The 17,476-nt window shown below is 68.2% G+C and carries 14 protein-coding genes and 1 tRNA gene; 1 reads left to right on the forward strand and 14 read right to left on the reverse strand.

Going from position 1 to position 17,476, the window contains the following annotated elements; all coding sequences use genetic code 11:
• From DT074_RS02245 to DT074_RS02310, 14 genes are all read right to left on the reverse strand, one after another.
• Positions 1-873, reverse strand: a complete 873-nt coding sequence (locus DT074_RS02245; RefSeq protein WP_119418306.1) for a 3-hydroxybutyryl-CoA dehydrogenase — start codon at positions 871-873, stop codon at positions 1-3.
• Between the two features lie 25 nt (positions 874-898).
• Entirely contained in the window at positions 899-1,843 is a 945-nt protein-coding gene (locus DT074_RS02250; protein ID WP_119418176.1) for an electron transfer flavoprotein subunit alpha/FixB family protein, read from the reverse strand.
• A gap of 2 nt (positions 1,844-1,845) precedes the next feature.
• The gene (locus DT074_RS02255) at positions 1,846-2,595 is read right to left on the reverse strand and encodes an electron transfer flavoprotein subunit beta/FixA family protein (protein ID WP_119418177.1); all 750 of its coding nucleotides are present in this window, start codon (positions 2,593-2,595) and stop codon (positions 1,846-1,848) included.
• Between the two features lie 250 nt (positions 2,596-2,845).
• Positions 2,846-5,743 (reverse strand): glycoside hydrolase family 113, encoded by a 2,898-nt coding sequence (locus DT074_RS02260; protein WP_119418178.1) that lies wholly within the window; start codon positions 5,741-5,743, stop codon positions 2,846-2,848.
• A 136-nt stretch (positions 5,744-5,879) separates the two neighbouring features.
• Positions 5,880-5,955: transfer RNA gene (locus tag DT074_RS02265), tRNA-Lys, on the reverse strand.
• An 87-nt stretch (positions 5,956-6,042) separates the two neighbouring features.
• Positions 6,043-6,666 (reverse strand): ribonuclease HII, encoded by a 624-nt coding sequence (rnhB, locus tag DT074_RS02270; protein ID WP_368744383.1) that lies wholly within the window; start codon positions 6,664-6,666, stop codon positions 6,043-6,045.
• A gap of 88 nt (positions 6,667-6,754) precedes the next feature.
• A complete protein-coding gene (locus DT074_RS02275; RefSeq protein ID WP_119418179.1) occupies positions 6,755-7,930 on the reverse strand; it encodes an iron-containing alcohol dehydrogenase in 1,176 nt (391 codons plus the stop codon).
• A 5-nt stretch (positions 7,931-7,935) separates the two neighbouring features.
• Positions 7,936-9,006, reverse strand: a complete 1,071-nt coding sequence (locus tag DT074_RS02280) for an acyl-CoA dehydrogenase family protein (RefSeq protein ID WP_119418180.1) — start codon at positions 9,004-9,006, stop codon at positions 7,936-7,938.
• Positions 9,003-10,154, reverse strand: coding sequence for an acyl-CoA dehydrogenase family protein (locus tag DT074_RS02285; RefSeq protein WP_119418181.1), 1,152 nt, complete (start codon positions 10,152-10,154; stop codon positions 9,003-9,005). Before DT074_RS02285 ends, DT074_RS02280 begins: the two co-directional genes overlap by 4 nt.
• Positions 10,155-10,257: 103 nt before the next feature.
• Positions 10,258-11,046 carry an SPOR domain-containing protein gene (locus DT074_RS02290; RefSeq protein ID WP_119418182.1) on the reverse strand — a complete coding sequence of 263 codons (789 nt, stop codon included), beginning with the start codon at positions 11,044-11,046 and terminating at the stop codon, positions 10,258-10,260.
• A complete protein-coding gene (locus DT074_RS02295; protein WP_368744384.1) occupies positions 11,033-12,010 on the reverse strand; it encodes a sterol desaturase family protein in 978 nt (325 codons plus the stop codon). The genes DT074_RS02290 and DT074_RS02295 overlap by 14 nt, the downstream gene beginning before the upstream one ends.
• On the reverse strand, positions 12,007-12,777 hold the full coding sequence (locus tag DT074_RS02300; RefSeq protein WP_119418183.1) for a polysaccharide deacetylase family protein: 771 nt from the start codon (positions 12,775-12,777) through the stop codon (positions 12,007-12,009). The genes DT074_RS02295 and DT074_RS02300 overlap by 4 nt, the downstream gene beginning before the upstream one ends.
• A 4-nt stretch (positions 12,778-12,781) precedes the next feature.
• Positions 12,782-13,771, reverse strand: coding sequence for a YVTN family beta-propeller repeat protein (locus DT074_RS02305; RefSeq protein WP_162914569.1), 990 nt, complete (start codon positions 13,769-13,771; stop codon positions 12,782-12,784).
• 169 nt (positions 13,772-13,940) lie between these two features.
• Positions 13,941-14,435, reverse strand: coding sequence for an Hsp20/alpha crystallin family protein (locus DT074_RS02310; protein WP_119418185.1), 495 nt, complete (start codon positions 14,433-14,435; stop codon positions 13,941-13,943).
• A gap of 313 nt (positions 14,436-14,748) precedes the next feature.
• Between DT074_RS02310 and DT074_RS02315 the strand changes: the two genes are divergently transcribed.
• The gene (locus DT074_RS02315; protein WP_119418186.1) at positions 14,749-17,445 is read left to right on the forward strand and encodes a bifunctional acetate--CoA ligase family protein/GNAT family N-acetyltransferase; all 2,697 of its coding nucleotides are present in this window, start codon (positions 14,749-14,751) and stop codon (positions 17,443-17,445) included.
• Positions 17,446-17,476 lie beyond the last annotated feature (31 nt).

The following is a 17,476-nucleotide window of genomic DNA, read 5'->3' on the forward strand; positions in this document are numbered from 1 at the left end:
TCAGCGGGTCGGGACCGGCGCCGGGCCGCGATAATCGTAGAAGCCGCGATTGGTCTTGCGGCCGAGCCAGCCGGCCTCGACATACTTCACCAAGAGTGGGCACGGCCGGTACTTGGAATCGGCGAGGCCTTCGTACAGCACCTGCATGACCGAGAGGCAGGTATCGAGGCCGATGAAATCGGCAAGCTGCAGCGGGCCCATCGGGTGGTTGGCGCCGAGCCGCATCGCCGTGTCGATCGATTCGACCGAGCCGACGCCCTCGTAGAGCGTATAGATCGCCTCGTTGATCATCGGCAGCAGGATGCGGTTGACGATGAAGGCCGGGAAGTCCTCGGCGTTGGCCGGCGTCTTGCCGAGCTTGACGACCAGCTCGCGGATCTCGCGGAAGGTGCTCTCCTCGGTCGCGATGCCGCGGATCAGCTCGACCAGCTGCATCATCGGCACCGGGTTCATGAAATGCATGCCCATGAACCGCTCCGGCCGGTCGGTCGAAGCCGCCAGCCGGGTCACCGAGATCGACGAGGTGTTGGTGGCGACCAGCGCATCCTTGCGCAGCACCGGGCAGATCTGCTGGAAGATCTTGCGTTTGACCTGCTCGTCCTCGACCGCCGCCTCGATCACCAGATCGCAATCGGCCAGGGCCTCCAGCGACATCGAGGGCTGCACGCGGGCCAGCGTCTCCGCCTTCTCGCGCTCGCTGATCTTCTGGCGCGCCACCTGGCGGTCCAGGTTGTGCCCCATGACCGTGAGCGCGGCATCAAGCTGGTCCTGCTTGATGTCGATCAGCGCCACGTTGAAGCCGGCAAGGGCGCAAACATGGGCGATGCCGTTGCCCATCTGGCCGGCGCCAACGACGCCAATCTTCTTGATCATCATCGCGAGGGCTGTCCCGTCCGGATCATGAGCCGAGCTTGCCGAGCTCCTGCTCGAGCTCCGGCACTACCTTGAACAGATCGCCCACCAGACCGTAGTCGGCGACCTGGAAAATCGGCGCTTCCTCGTCCTTGTTGATGGCCACGATGACCTTGCTGTCCTTCATGCCGGCCAGATGCTGGATCGCGCCGGAGATGCCGACGGCGATGTAGAGCTCAGGCGCCACGATCTTGCCGGTCTGGCCGACCTGGTAGTCGTTCGGCACGAAGCCGGCATCCACCGCCGCGCGACTGGCGCCGACGGCGGCGCCGAGCTTGTCGGCGACCTTCTCCAGCAGGTGAAAATTGTCGCCCGACTGCATGCCGCGGCCGCCGGAGATCACGACGCGAGCCGAAGTCAGCTCCGGCCGGTCGGACTTCGACAGCTCCTGGCCGACGAACTTGGAGAGGTCGGACGGATCCTTGGCCGCCACGTTCTCGACCGCGGCCGAGCCGCCTTCCGCCGCCGCGGCGGGGAAGCCGGTGGCACGCACGGTGATCACCTTGATCGGGTCGACCGACTGCACCGTCGCCATGGCGTTGCCGGCATAGATCGGCCGCACGAAAGTGTCGGCGGAGACGATCTCGATCGCCTCGCTGATCTGCGCCACGTCGAGCAGCGCGGCGACGCGCGGCATCACGTTCTTGCCGTTGGTGGTGGCCGGCGCCAGCACATGGGAATAGCCCTTGGCGAGCTCGGCGATCACCGGGGCGGCGTTCTCCGGCAGCATGTTGGCATAGGCCGGGCCATCAGCCAGCAGCACCTTGGACACACCGGCCACCTTGGCCGCCGCGTCGGCGGCACCCTTGGCGCCCTGGCCCAGCACCAGCACATGCACATCGCCGCCGGCCTTGGCCGCGGCGGAAACGGCGTGGAGCGTCGCCTTCTTCAGGCTCGCGTTGTCGTGTTCGGCAATGACAAGAGCCGCCATGATCAGATAACTCCCGCCTCGTTGCGCAGCGCCTGCACCAGCTCGGCCACGTCCTTCACCTTGCGGCCGGATTGCCGCTTGGGCGGATCCTCCACCTTCAGCACCTTGAGGCGCGGCGCGATGTCGACGCCGAGATCGGCCGGGCTCTTCTCGTCGATCGGCTTCTTCTTCGCCTTCATGATGTTGGGCAGGCTGGCATAGCGCGGCTCGTTCAGGCGCAGGTCGGTGGTCATCACCGCCGGCAGCTTGATCTCGACCGTCATCAGGCCGCCATCCACCTCGCGCGTCACGCTGGCGCTGCCGTCGCCGACCACCAGCTTGGAAGCGAAGGTCGCCTGCGGCCAGCCGAGCAGGGCCGCGAGCATCTGCCCGGTCTGGTTGCTGTCGTCGTCGATCGCCTGCTTGCCGAGAATGAAGAGGCCCGGCTTCTCCGCATCGGCCAGGGCCTTGAAGATCTTGGCCACCGCGAGGGGCTGCACCTCCTCGTCGGTCTTCACCAGGATGCCGCGATCGGCACCCATGGCGAGGGCGGTGCGGATGGTTTCCTGCGCCTGGGCCGGGCCGATCGAGACTGCCACGATCTCGGTCGCCTTGCCGGCCTCCTTCAGGCGAATCGCCTCCTCGACCCCGATCTCGTCGAACGGATTCATCGACATCTTCACGTTGGCGAGATCGACACCGGTCTTGTCCGGTTTCACGCGAATTTTCACGTTGTAGTCGACGACGCGTTTGACCGCGACGAGTACCTTCATGAGCCTGGCTTCTCCCGCTGGTGTTGGGGCCTAAGGCAGGGCTCCGCCAGGGCGCCTTCCACGCCCCGCTCCCCTGCCACCCCCTTTTTGTGGCGGTGCACAATATGAGTCGGGAAATTGAGTGTCAACGAACCGACTTGATGAGACCTTGAGCAGTCTGCCGCAGCGCAGCGCGGGCCGCGCCGCGAAGACCTTGCTGCAGGCTGATGCCGCGGCGATTCCAATGCACAACCCGTGGTTGCCGCACCGGTCAGCCGAAATGCCAGTCATCGGCCGTGAGGGCCGGCGCTGTGGAGAAGCGGACAACCTCCACGCTCGAGTCAGCTGCATCGACGATCTGCCACTCGACCCAGCTGCCGGCCACCCGCTCGATAGTCGAGCAGGCGGCATAGCCCAGGAGCTGCAGCCGGTCGCCCTCGGCCACGGAGAAGTCGAGCACCACGTCGCCCTGGGCCTCACCCTTGGCAAAGACGAAGGTGTCGGCACCGAAGCCGCCTTTCAACAGGTCGGCGCCGCCGCCGCCATCCAGCGTGTCGTTGCCGGCCCCGGCGGCGATGTGGTTGGCGCCGCCATTGCCGGTGCCGTGGAAGCTGCCGCTGCCGGTATAGACCAGGTTCTCGACATGGGCGGCCTGGCCGAGATCGAAGCTCGCGAGGCCGGTGCGCACCACGTCGACGCCGCCACTATCGCCGCCATAGGCATCGGTCTCGACCACCTTGTCCTTGGCCGAGTTGACGACATAGGTATCGTTGCCGGCGCCGCCGATCAGCGTGTCGCCGCCGCTTGCGCCCTGCCCGTCGAGCGTGTTGGCGCCGGCATTGCCGACCAGACGGTTGCTCAGGCCATTGCCGGTGGCCGATAGATTCCACGTGTCGAGCAGGACGAGATCCTCGACATTGTCCGGCAGCGCATAGGTCACGCTGCTGTAGACCGTATCGCGCCCGCCGTTGATCCATTCGCTCACCACGTCGAGGGCGTTGTCGACGTAGTAGACGTCGTTGCCGCCGCCGCCCTTCATGGTGTCGGCGCCGATCCAGCCGTCCAGCGTGTCGTTGCCGGCACCGCTGGTCAGCAGGTCGCCGGCGCTGGTGCCGCGCCCGGAGAACGATCCGCTGCCGGTATAGAACAGGCTCTCCACATGGCCCGGCAGGGTGAAGCTCGCGAGGTCGGTGCGGATGGTGTCGAACCCGTCGCCCGCCACCTCGTAGACCCGGTCGCCGGCGCCGCGCACGACATACATGTCGTCGCCGGCGCCGCCCATCAGCGTGTCGTCGCCGATGCCCTTGACGCTGTACAGCACGTCGTTGCCGGCGCCGCCGACGATCAGGTTGGCCTGCGTGTTGCCGTAGCCGCGGAAGGCATCCGCGCCGAGATAAGTGAGATTCTCGACATAGGGCGCCTTGGCCAGGTCGAAGATCTTCAACGTCGTCTCGATCAGATCGACACCGCCCGCATCGCCGCCCTGGGCATTGGTTTCGATCACCCGGTCGCGCACGTTGCGGACCACATAGGTGTCGTTCCCGGCGCCGCCGGTCATGGTATCGCCGGCGGTCGAGCCGGCGCCGTCTAGCCTGTTGTGCCCGCCATTGCCGGTCAGGCGATTGTTCAGGCCACTGCCGGTGGCGCTGAAATTGCCCGTGCCGGTGAGCACCAGTTCCTCTGCATGGGTGCCGAGGCTGAAGCTCAGGTTGCTGTAGACGACGTCCCAGCCCCCGGCGGCGCCGTTGGTCGCCTCGATCACCACGTCGCCGGGATTCTCGACATAGTAGGTGTCGTTGCCGAGGCCGCCTTTCATCGTGTCGGCGCCGCTCGCCCCGCTCAAGGTGTCGCGCCCGGCGCCGCCGAGCAGCGTGTTGGCGAGCCAGTTCCCCGTGCCCGCGAAGCTGCCGCTGCCGATATAGGCGAGGTTCTCGACATAGTCCGGCAGCGTGTACGCGGAAAGGTTGGTCCGAATCGTATCGATGCCGCCGCCGTCGAGCTCCAGCACGTGATCATAGGCGCCGCGGATATAGATCAGGTCGTCGCCGGTGCCGCCCGCCAGGTCGTCGCCCCAGACCGATCCGTTGCCGTCCAGCGTGTCGTTGCCGATGCCGCCGATCAGCGTGTCGTCGCCGGTCGTGGCGATCAGGTAGCGGTGCTTGACCGCCAGATCGAGCGCCGGGGTCTCGCCGCCGAACCACCGGTCGATCACGGCCTCGGCCGGCTTGCCTTCGACCTGGTAGTCGGTCTGCGCCGGCGGCGAGGCCGAGGCCGACCAGTGCCAGGCATAGATGCCCTTGAACCAGTCGCCCTGCTGCGACCAGACGTGGAAGAAGGCGTTGTAGAGATCGACCTGCTCCTGCGCGTCGGCCTTGCCGGCCATGAAGCTGTCGCCGGGGTTCGCGGCCGCGCGGTCCAGGCTGCGATAGCCGAGCTCGGTGAAGAGCAGCGGCTTGCCGGTCTGCAGGCTGAGCTGATGGTAGTAGTCGACCGGCGACTGGCCCTCGAAGATGGCGTTGAAGTAGCTGTCGGCTGGCACCGAAGTCCAGCCCGCGACGAAATCGGCGAGCGAGCCCTGCGTCGCTTGCGACAGCGGCACGTAGCCGTCGACGCCGACGAAATCGAGCTGGTCCCAGAATGAGACCTGCCCCGCGCCATCCCAATTGGCGCCATAGGTCAGCTTGCCCGAATAGACGGCGCGGACCGATTGGACGATGTCGACCCAGTGGTCGCGGTAGGCGGGGCCGGTCAGGCCGTCGATCTCGGTGCCGAGCGAAATCATTTCGACGCCATGCGCCTCGGCCATCGCCGCATAGTCGAGCAGGATCTGCTTGTAGTCGGCGAACCAGGCGGCCGGATCGGCCGGCGCGAGCTGGGTGCGTTGCGTGCCATCGACGGCATCGACATGCGGCTTCAGCAGAACGGTCAGGCCGCGCGCATGGGCATCGTCGATCGCCGCCGCGACGTTCGCGAGGCTCTCCGTCTTCAGCGGGTCGGCATAGATGTTCGACGATGCGCGTGAGGCGATGTAGTGGGAAGCGGTGATGGCAACCGAGTTGGCATTGGTGCCGGCGATCTCGTCGAGCGATTGTGCAGATGCCAGCGCGGCAAACCCGCCGTTCCACCAGGAGGCATAGCCAAAGCCCTGGTACTGAAAGGATCCGGTCATGGGGAACTCTCAACAGCACTAAAACAATGCCGCCGTCCTAGCCCGGCAGATCATAATGATTGGTTAGAGCGGATGGCGGCGTGGAATCCCGCGCAACGCGCAACCCGTCACAAGTTCGCTGCAACCCGGTGTGGAATGGTGGGCGCACAAGGATTCGAACCTTGGACCCGCTGATTAAGAGTCAGCTGCTCTACCAACTGAGCTATGCGCCCAATCCCACCGGAAAAAGCCTGCGATCCAACGATCGAGCGCAAGCCGGCCCGCCAACGGGCCCTGCGGCCTGTCGAGGGAGGCACTCTTTAGGGGAAGCCGGCCCCGGTTTCAAGCGGCAGCGCGCCCTGGCGGAACGGCGCGAAGCTGCGGCGATGCACCGGACTCGGCCCCAGCCGCGCGATGGCATCGAGATGCGCCGGCGTGCCATAGCCCTTGTGTTGCGCGAAGCCATAGCCCGGATGCGGCACGTCGAGGTCGCGCATGATGCGATCGCGCGTCACCTTGGCGATAATCGAGGCGGCGGCGATCGACAGGCTGAGCCCGTCGCCCTTGACGATGGCGGTCGCGGGATAGCCGAGATCGGGCGCCATGTTCCCGTCGATCAGCAAATGTCGAGGCAAGCTTGGCAGTGCCGCGACGGCACGGCGCATGGCGAGGAAGGTCGCCCGCAGGATGTTGATCTCGTCGATCTCCTCGACGCTGGCGATGCCGATGCCGACCGTGGCGCTGGCCGAGATGGCGTCGAACAAGGTCTCGCGCAGCTCCGCCGGGACCAGCTTCGAATCGTTGATCCCCTTCGGCGCGCGTGGCTTGTGGAAGATGACGGCGGCGGCGACCACCGGCCCGGCAAGCGGGCCGCGGCCTGCCTCGTCCACGCCGCAGACCGGCCCCTCCATGCGGCGCTCGAAAGCGAAGCTCGGCTTCGGCACCTCTTCCCCCGAAATCAAATCGTCAGAATGCGCGACTCGGCCCGGTCTTCCTGGACCGCAGGGATTCTGCCCGCCGCGCGCCGCCCGGTCACCAGGCGAGTTCGAGGATCTCCACCACATCGGCCGGCTTCTCCACCGGGCGCGGATTGGTCTTCACCGCGTGATCGTGCATCGACTTCTCGGCGATCACGCCGAAATCCTCGCGCCTGACGCCGACATCGCGGAGCCGCGTCGGCAGGCCGAGCGAAGCGACCAGGTCGCGCACGGCGCCGGAGGCATCGTCGTCGGCCCGCTCGAAGGCGCGGGCGACGCGCAGCTGTTCCTCGAAGTTGACGCCGCGATTCCACTGCATGACCGAGGGCAGCATGACACAGCTGGTCTCGCCATGCGGCACGCCGGCATGTGCGCCCAGCACATGGCCGATGCCGTGGCTCGCCCCCACCGGCACGCCGGCCATGCCGCCATAGATCGACATCCAGGCGCCGAGCTGGCAGTCGAGCCTGGCTGCGATGTCGCTCGGGTCCTTCTGCACCGCCGGCAGGCCGCGACCCAGCAGCCGCAGCGCCTCGAGCGCCGTCGCATCCGAGAACGGATGGCGGACCAGCGAGCAGAACCGCTCCACCGCGTGATCGACGGCGCGGATGCCGGTGCCGAGGAAGAGCCGCATCGGCGTGTGCACGGTGATCGCCGGGTCCAGGATCACCGTGCGCGGGATCATCAAGGGATCGGAGAAGGATTGCTTGATGCCCTTGGCCGCATCGGTCACCCCGGCGAAATAGGTGAATTCGGCGGCCGAGAGCGTGGTCGGCACGGCGATCATGCGGAGCCGCCCGTCATTGCGCCCGGTCGGCTCGGCGCGGCCGCGGCCGGTGAGCGTGTCGAGCCCGGAGGTATCGGTCACGTTGTGCCAGAGCGCCTGCAGCATCGCCTTGGTGCCGTCGATCGCGGAGCCGCCGCCGACCGCGACGATCAGGTCCGCGCCGGCGGCCCGTGCCGCCGCCGCGCCGGCGATCACCGCCTCGCGCGGCGTATGCGCCGGCACGTCGTCGAATTTGCCGGCGAAGCGCGCGCCCAGCCCGGCCGCGATCTTCTCCACCGCATCGGTGTTGCGGGCGAGCGACTTGGTCGAGACCACGAAGACCTTCGTCGCGCCGAGCCGCTCCGCCTCCAGCGGCACCGCCTTCTCGGCCGGAACCCCGTGCACCACGCGCTCGATCGCATACTGGCGATAGAGACCCTGCGACACCCCCTGCGACGCGGCCATGCCTTCTACCTCGCGGTCAGATACCCCCAGAGCGGCGGCGCACCCGGCGCCGCAAACAGATCGCCGATCCATTGCTGCCAGTAGCCGGCGGAGCCGTATTCGGCACGCCATGACCATACGCGCTTGGTCGAGAAGTGCAGATTGTGATCGTAGGTGAAGGCGATGGCGCCATGCGTCTGATGGCCGACCGAGGTGCCCGTCTGCGCCGCCTCGCTGGCCCGCGCCTTGGCGCAGGCGATCTCGAAGCGCGGATCGGCCTGCAAGGTCGCGGCGCGGAACGCCACCTCCGCCGCCAGGCCCGAGGCAGCCGACTGGCCGGCGGCCGCGGCGAGCTGGAACTGGATCGCCTGGTACTTGCCGATCGGCCGGCCGAACTGCACCCGGGTCCCGGCATATTCGACCGTGGTGTCGAGAATCTTGTCGAGCCCGCCCGCAATCTGCGCCGCGCGCAGCATGGCGGCGAGGAAGAGCGGCGTGTCGGCGGCGATGCTGCTCTCGGCATCGCCCACGGCATCGGGCTCCACATTGGCGAAGCGCAGGGTGTCGCGCGGCTCGCGGGCGATGTTCTGCCCCGCCTCGGCCTGCGCCTTGCCGGTGTCGACCAGCGCGACACGCACGCCCTCGGCATCGCGGCTGACCACCACGGCGTGGCGGCAGCGGATGCCCCAGGGCACGCGGCTCGCGGTGCCGCTGAGCTGCCATTTCGTGCCGTTGCGGCGCAGCTGCAGCGCCTCGCCGGCGCGGGGAATCGCGACGGTGAGCGGGCCTTCCGGCACCTTGAGGCCGGCGCGGTCGAGCAGGTACGCCGCGAGGATGGTCTCCGGCAGCGGCACCGGCGCCGCATGCCGCCCGGCGGCGCGGATGATCGGAAACACGTCGTGCCAGCCGGCGGCGATGCCGCCGCCCGCCTCGCCGACCAGCGGCAGGGTCAGGCCCTGGTCCTCGATCTTGCGCCAGAGATCGGCCGGCCAGGTGCCGGTTTCGGCTGCCGCCAGCACTTCCTTGGTGACCAGATCGGCGAGCAGACCCTCGATAGAGTCGGTGAGGATGTCGCGGAGATCGCTGTTGTCGCTCATCTGAGGCCGAGCCCCCGGGCGATGATGCCGCGCAGGATCTCGCGCGTGCCGCCGCGCAGCGAGAACGAGACCGAGATCTGCGTGAGGTACGCGAGCACCTGCTGGAAGTCGGAGCCGCCCTCGACCGCCGGCTCCTGGTCGAACAGCTGCTGGCAGATATCCGGCATCTCCTGCTCGAACAGGGCGCCGAGATCCTTCACCACCGAGCCCTCGAGCGCCGGATCGGCGCCGGCCTGCAGCATCTTGGCGACCGAGAGCGACATCTGCCTGAGCGTCGCGAAATGCGCGATCAGCCGGCCGAGCCCGGCGCGGATGCGCGGGTCGGACGACCGCCGCGCCTCCTCGATGGCGAGCAGCAGCAGCTCGATCGAGCTCATATAGCGCTCCGGCCCGCTGCGCTCGAAGGCGAGCTCGGCCACCACCTGCTTCCAGCCCTGGCCTTCCTTGCCGACCAGCGCGTTGTCGGGGACGAAGGCGCCGTCGAAATAAACCTGGTTGAAATGCGGCTCGCCGGTGATCTGCTGGATCGGGCGCACCGTCATTCCCTTGGTGGCCTTGATGTCGATAACGAATTGCGACAGGCCCTCGTGCTTGTCGTTCACGTCCGACTTGGTGCGGAACAGCGCGATCATGTACTCGGCGCGATGCGCGCCCGAGGTCCAGATCTTGGTGCCGGTCACCTTCCAGCCGCCATCGACCTTTTCCGCCTTGGTGCGGATCGAGGCGAGGTCGGAGCCTGAATCGGGCTCGCTCATGCCGATGGCAAAGCCCGCCTCGCCGCGGCAGATCTGCGGCAGGATCTTCTGGCGCTGCTCCTCGGTGCCGTAGCGCAGCAAGAGCGGACCGGACTGCCGGTCGGCCACCCAGTGATAGGCGACCGGCGCGCCGGCCGCGAGCATCTCCTCCAGCATGACATAGCGCTCGAGCGCGCTGCGCTCGCCGCCGCCATACTGCTTGGGGAAGGTCATGCCGATATAGCCGGCCTGGCCCATCTTGCGGCTGAATTCGGGATCGGTGCCCGACCACGATTGCGCCCGCTTGGCGGAAGGGTAGCCCGCGAGATTGTCGCGCAGGAAGCCGCGCACCTCGTCGCGCAGGTGCCGCACCTCTGGCGGCAGGTCGTTCAGGTCGAACCGAAAATGCTGCATGGGCCTTCCTCCGGGCACACTGGCCGCAACTGGGCCTTGTCGTTGTGCGCCGGATTATGAAGGCGGGGCGATAGGGGGTAAAGGCAGCGGCGGAACCTGTGCGTCAGGCGCGGGTCAGAATGACCCTGGGCTGTGCGTCATGCTCGCGGGCGATGGCGGCGGCGGCGCGTTCGGCCGCGGCGGCATCGCGGAAGCCGGTGATATGCACCACCGTCCACATCTTCTTCCCCTGCCCGCGCGTGCGGCTGACCTGAATACGATAGCCGTCGGCGCGCAGCTTGCGCGCGAAGGACTCGGCCATCGACGGATTGGCATAGCTGCCGACCTGCACGGAGAACGGTCCGGTCGCCGCGATCTGCGCGGCGGGCTTGGCCTTGGGCGGCGGGGGCGCCGCGGCGAGCGATGTGCGGCGCGCCGGCACCGCCTGATCCGCCGACAGGGCGGGTGTGGTCGGCGGTGCGATCGCCACGGTCGGCACCGGCTCGATCGTCACCGCTTCGACGGCGCGGGCGGCCGCCGTCTCCGCTTCCGGCTTGTCCACCGCGATATCGGCGCCCGCCGCGGGCGAAACTTCCGCCAGCATGGTGGGCGGCGCTTCCTCCGGCGGCTCGAACCAGGAAGCCACGCCGGTGAAATCCTCCTTCTGCGCCGGGGAGCCGTACTCCTCGCAGAATTCCCGGTCCTTGCGGACAATCGATTCGATCAGGCGGCAGTCCTTCTCGACCACCGCCGAGACCGCATGCTCGCCGAGCCCCTTGCCGGTGGCCGCGGTCGAGGCGACGGAACCGATGGTCGTCGCGGTTCCGATATTGATGCCCAGCACCACCGGGCCCGCGCAGGCGGCCAGCCCCAACCCGGCGCCTGCCAGCAATATCAGCCTAAGCCCCTTCATGCTGCCGTCCCCCTTCGGTGCGGTCCGCTCCGCGCGCCGGCACGAGCGCCCGCAGGAAGCGCCCGAAGCCCAGCCATTGCTGCATCAGCCAGCCGCGGCCGATCGCTTCCGGCGTGGTCCGCCCCTCCACGCCGGTCGCCGCGAAGCGACCGTCGAATCGGGCGGTGCCGAACAACATATCCCAGAGCGGGAACAGCGCAGCAAAATTGCACGCCCGCGCCGGCTCGCCCGGTCGGAAGGCGATGGCATGGTGCTCGCGGTGGAAGCGCGGGCTGACCAGGATGCGGTCGCCGAAGCGGCCGAAGGCGATCCGCGCATTGGCATGGCTGAGCGATTCGACCAGGCCGAACAGCAGCACCAGAAGCGGGAAGGTGCCCGGCTCGACCCCGATCAGCTGCGCCACCGCGCCCATCCACATCGCCTGGGTCACGTCGTCCAGCACGTGGTTGCGGTTGTCGGACCACAACGTCATCTGGCGCTGGTCGTGGTGCAGCGAGTGCAGCGCCCACCACCAGTTCAGCCCGTGCTGCAGCCGGTGCCGCCAGTACTCGGCGAAATCCAGCACCAGCGCATAGATCAGGAAGGTCACGAGCGGCATGCCCGCCAGCGCCGGAACCCACTGGTCGATGGTGCGCGGCACATAGCCCGCATCGCGCAGCAATCCGTCGAACCACGCCGAAAGCGGGGTAAACAGCACAAAGAACAGCAACGGCAGCACGCCGAGCCGCTGCAGCAGGGTGTAGATCACGTCGGTGCGGATCGCCGCGCCGTCGGCGCGGGGCTCGACCGGTCGCCAGGCTTCGAGCGGCCGGCAGACGAGGTAGATGACGGCGATCTGGATCACGCCCCAGAGCGCGAACTGGGTCCAGGTGAAGGCGTCCTCGATATAGGCCATCAGGCCCAGCTCGAAGATCGCCGGCTGCACCAGCGTCTCGAACAGCCAGGCTTCGATATCGCCGATCACGAGGCGGGCCTCGGCTGCTTCGGCGCCGCGCGCTCCAGCAGGGTGGCGAAGCAGAAGCCCTTCTGCTGCAGGCCGGCGACCAGGGGATCGAGGATATTGGTGAAGTTCTCGGCGCGCGACCAGATGCCGGTGTGCATGACCAGGATGTCGCCGCCCTTGATATTGGCGAGCGCGCGCTCGAGCAGCAGCTTGTTCGGATACTTGTCGGAGGGCAGCTCGTCGCCGAGGAAGCCCGCCGGGCTCCAGCCGACATGCTCGGGGAAGCCGCAGGCCTTGGCCCATTCGATGGCGCGCGGCGTGGTCTTGCCGCCCGGCGCGCGCCAGATCGGCGACATGGTGGCGCCGGTCATCGCCTTGAACCGTTCGGCCGGCGCCTTCAGCTCGACGCAGAACGCCGCCTTGGTCAGGTGCTCGACCTCGCCCTTGCCTTTGCCCTGGTAGCGGATGGTGCCGTCGGCGCGGTCCTCGCGCAGGTACCAGTGGCGTAAGGTGTGGCTGCCGAAGGCGTGGCCCTCGGCGACGCGCGCCTTCCAGAACGGCGCCCAGCCGTCCTCCAGCGACTTGTCGCCCTGCACCGTCTTCTCGTCGGCGAGGAAGAAGGTCGCCTTGACGCCGCGCTTGTTCAGCACTTGGGCGATGTGGTCGCCGTCGCGCATGCTGCCGGTGTCGATGGTCAGGTACAGGCGCTTGGCCGGCGCGCAGGTTGGCTCCGCCAGGGCGAGGCCCGGCAGCAGCACGAGCAGAGCGATGCCGGCGAGGCGCCGCATCGGCTCAACGGCTCGCGGTCTTCGCGTCGGGATGCAGATGGATGCCATGCGGCGAACGACCGACCGGGATCTTCTTGATCACCTTGCCGCTCTCCAGATCCAGCACCTCGACCCGTTTGGCCCAACGCGCCGTGTACCAGAGCTCCTTGCCGCCGCGGAAGATCTCCATGCAATCGGGGCCTGGCCCGACCTTGTAGACCCGCGTCACCTTGAACGTCGTGGTGTCCACCGCCGCGATCGTGTTGTCGACGCGCGCGGTGACATAGAGCAGGCCGCGCCCCTTGTCCTCGTAGAGCTGGTGCGTGCCCTTGCCGGTGACGATCTTGTCCAGCACCTTGCCGTCCTTGGTGTCGACCACCGCGAGGTGATCGCTGCCCATCACGGCGATCAACAGTTTGTCGCCCTTGGGCGCGAGCCACAGGCCGGCCACATCCGGCCCGACCTTCGCCTGCCACAGGATCTTGCCGTCGACGATGTCGATCGCCGCCGCCGAGCCTGCATCCTGCAGCGTGACGAAGACGCGCCGGCTGTCGGCGGCGAAGGCGAGATGGCTCGGCATCGTCTTGATCGGGATGCGGTGCACGAGGGTGAGCTTGCGCTCGCCGATCGCCTTGGCGTCGTAGACATCGACGCGGTCGAGCCGCAGCGCCGCGGTGACGAACCACTTGCGGTCCGGCGTGAAGCCGAGCTGGTAGGGATCGGCGATCTGGTCGAGGCGCTTGATGACGTCGCCGGTCGCCGGATTGACGAATACGAGATCGTTGCCGACAGCGTTGCCGATCAGCAGGTCGCGCTTGTCCGGCGTCAGCATCAGGTGATGCGGCTCGCGCCCGACCGGCTTCTTGCCGATCTCCTTGTAGGTGTCGGTGTCGATCAGGCTGTAGGTGTCCTCGCCGGAATTCAGCACGATGGCGAGGCCGGCCTGGGCCGGCGCGGCGATGAGGCCCTGAATCAGCAAGGCGGCGGCGAGCGCCGCATGGCGGGCGATACGCATTGTCATGGTCCTTCGGGTCGCCCCGAATCGTTGCGACTCGGCAATATATCTACGCTTTCTATGCTTTCCGAAAGGTATCCGCCAAGGCGCCTGCGCCTGAGGCGAAATGAAGCGGGGCGGCCCGATCGGCTCGGGCCGCCCCCAAGACCTGCAGCAACCCAGGGGAGAATTAAGCCGCAGGCTTGACCTGAATCTTGCGCACCTTGGCCTGTTCCTCGGCTGGGCGCGGAACGGCGATCTTCAGGACGCCCTTGTCGAAGGTGGCGCTGACCTTGCTCGGATCGGCGGCGAAGGGCAGGCGGATCGAGCGGCTGACCGTGCCGTAGCTCCGCTCCATCATGTAGTAGCCCTTCTCCTCCTTCTTCTGCTCCTGCTTCTTCTCGGCCTTGATGGTGAGCAGGTCCTCGACGATGGAGACGTCGAGATCCTTTTCCTCGATGCCCGGCAACTCGGCGGAGACTTCGAGCCCCTGTTCGGTTTCCTTCACGTCGATCGCCGGCGACAGCACTTTGTCGAGCCCGCTGATGGAGGCGCCGGACGGAAAGCCACGGAAGGCATCGTCGAACATCCGGTTGATCTCCGATTGCAGACTGAAGAACGGATTGCCGCCCCGTTCGAGCTCGGTTGGCCGGGCGAAGCTCGGCAATATGGATTTCAAGCTCATGGTGATCCTCCGCACGCTGGCGCAAATCGCCTTGGCCGCATCCCGGGCCACGGCGTGAAGACTGCCCGCGGGGCGCTGTCGCCGCCTTGATTCCGATCAAAACCGCGCCTGCGTGAGGACGCTTTTCTCGACTTGATGGAGCTGGCGGTTCTGCGCCGCCGGCACGAGGCCGGCCATGCCGCGCTGGTTCCTGCGCCCCGCGCTGCCCCGGTGCCGGGCGAGGGCGATTGCAGTCCACGCCGAAGAATGATCCGCTAGCATCGTCGTAGCCGCGGCCCGCCGGGGAGAACGGGCACACCTTCAGGGTCTCCGAATGTCGATCCGCAATCTCGACGCCTTCTTCCGCCCGCGCTCGATCGTGCTGATCGGCGGCAGCCGCCGGCCGGGCTCGCTCGGCCAGGTGATGGCGCGCAATCTCGGGCAGGGCGGGTTCCAGGGGCCACTCTACGCCGTGCACCCCGAGGCCAAAGACATCGCCGGCATTCCCGCCTATCCCTCGGTCGCCAGGCTGCCCCTGCCGGCCGACCTGGCGGTGATCTGCACGCCGCCCGACACGGTGCCGGGCCTGATCGGCGAACTGGCCAAGGCCGGCACCCGCGGCGCCGTGGTGATCACGGCCGGCTTCGGCGAAGGCCAGCCCGGTCCCGAGCGCGATGCCGGGATGGCAAGACGCCGGGCGATGCTGCAGGCGGCCCGCACCGCGACGCTCCGCATCGTCGGGCCGAACTGCCTCGGCCTGCTCGCGCCCCTCGCCGGGGTGAATGCGAGCTTCGGCCCGGTGCCGGCCAGGCCCGGCAAGCTGGCGCTGCTGTCGCAATCCGGCGCCATCGTCACCGCCATGGTCGATTGGGCAACGCATCACGGCATCGGCTTCTCCGCCATCCTGTCGCTCGGCGACAGCGCCGATGTCGATGCCGGCGACATGCTGGACTGGTGCGCGACCGATGCCTCGACCAGCGCCGTCCTGCTGTACCTCGAAGCTGTGACCGATGCGCGCAAGTTCATGTCGGCCGCCCGCGCCGCGGCCCGCGCCAAGCCGGTGATCGTGATGAAGACCGGCCGCTTCGAAGGTTCCGCCCGCGCCGCGCAGTCGCATACCGGCGCGCTCGGCGGCAGCGACGCGGTGTTCGATGCCGCCGTCGCCCGCGCCGGCATGCTGCGCGTGCACAACCTGACCGAGTTCTTCGAGGCGGCGGAGGCGCTGGCCGGCAGGTCGGCGGTGCGCGGCAACCGGCTGACCATCCTGACCAATGGCGGCGGGCTCGGCGTGCTGGCCGCCGAAGCGCTGGAAGCCTCCGGCGGCCGCCTGGCGACGCTGGATGAAGCGGCAGTGGCGGCGCTCGACCAGGCCCTGCCGCGCACCTGGTCGCACGGCAATCCCGTCGACATCATCGGCGACGCGACGCCGGACCGCTATGTCGCGGCACTGCGGGCATTGGCACCGAGCCGGTCGCACGACGCGGTGCTGGTCGTGCATTGCCCGACCGCCGTCACCGACGGCGCCGCGGTGGCCAAGGCGGTGCTGGCCGAGGCCGAGGCGAACCGCCTGCCGCTGGTCACCTGCTGGGTCGGCGAGGGCTCCGCGGCCGAGGCCCGCGCCATGTTTTCCAAGGCCGGCGTGCCGAGCTTCCAGACGCCGGACCAGGCGGTCGCGGCCTTCATGCACCTCTATCGCTACCGGCGGAACCAGGAGCTGCTGATGCAGATGCCGCCGGTCTGGCCGGAAGTGCCGGCGGATGCGGCGACCAGGGCGCGCGACCTGATCGAGAAGGTGCTGCGCGATGGCCGCACCGGGCTGACCCAGGCCGAAGCGCTGGCCTTGCTGGAGGCCTATGGCGTGCCGGTGGTGCGCACGGCGACCGCGGTCACGCCGGACGTGGCGGCGCGGATCGCCGCCGAGATGAACGGCCCGGTGGCGCTCAAGATCCTGTCGCCCGATATCAGCCACAAGAGCGATATCGGCGGCGTGCGGCTCGGCCTGCGCAGCCCGCAGGAGGTGGAGGCCGCGGCGCGGGAAATGCAGACCCGCATCGCCGCGCTCAAGCCCGAGGCGCGGATCGACGGCTTCCTGGTGCAATTGATGGCGCCGCGGCGCGAGGCGCACGAGCTGATCCTCGGCATCGGCGACGACGCCGTGTTCGGCCCGTTCCTGCTGTTCGGCAAGGGCGGCGTCGAGGTCGAGGTGGTGGCCGACCGCGCCATCGGCCTGCCGCCGCTCAACCCGCTGCTGGCGCGGGCTCTGATCCAGGAGACGCGCGTCGCCCGGCTGCTCGCCGGCTACCGCGACCGGCCCGCCGCGGACCTGGATGGCGTGGTCGGCGCGCTGCTGGCCCTGTCGCAGATCGTCGTCGACGTGCCGGAAATCCGCGAGCTCGACATCAACCCGCTGCTCGCCTCCGAGAAGGGTGTGCTGGCACTCGACGCCCGCGTCCGCGTCTCCGAGGTGAAGCGGCCGCCGCTCGCCATCTCGCCCTACCCGCGGGAGCTCGCGCACACCATCCGCGATTCCGATGGTGCAGCTTATCTGCTGCGTCCGGTGCGGCCGGAAGACGAGCCGAAGATCCGCGCCATGCTGTCGCAGTGCACGCCGAACGACATCCGTCTGCGCTTTCTCACTCAGATGCGCGAGCTGTCGAAGGCGGACGCGGCGCGGCTGACCCAGATCGATTATGCGCGCCAGATGGCCTTTCTCGCCTTTCAGCAGGATGCAGCCGGCAGCGAGGGGGAGCTTGCCGGCGTGGTGCGCCTGGCCGCGGATGCGGATCTGACCGCCGCCGAATACGCCATCATGGTCCGCTCGGACCTGAAGGGGCACGGCCTCGGCTATGTGCTGATGCGCGAGATCATCGCTTATGCCCGGCGGCGCGGCATCGGCCGCCTGTACGGCCACGTGCTGCGCGAGAACGTCACCATGCTCGGCATCGCCGCCGATCTCGGCTTCCGCGAGCGCTCGCTGCCCGACGACATGTCGGTGATCGAGGTCTCGCTCGATCTTTCCAGGGCGGCGTAGCGAGGCGCGCGCGCCTTGCGCTAACCTCTGC

The organism is Desertibaculum subflavum (genome assembly GCA_003576705.1).
Classification (GTDB): Bacteria; Pseudomonadota; Alphaproteobacteria; order Ferrovibrionales; family Ferrovibrionaceae; genus Desertibaculum; species Desertibaculum subflavum.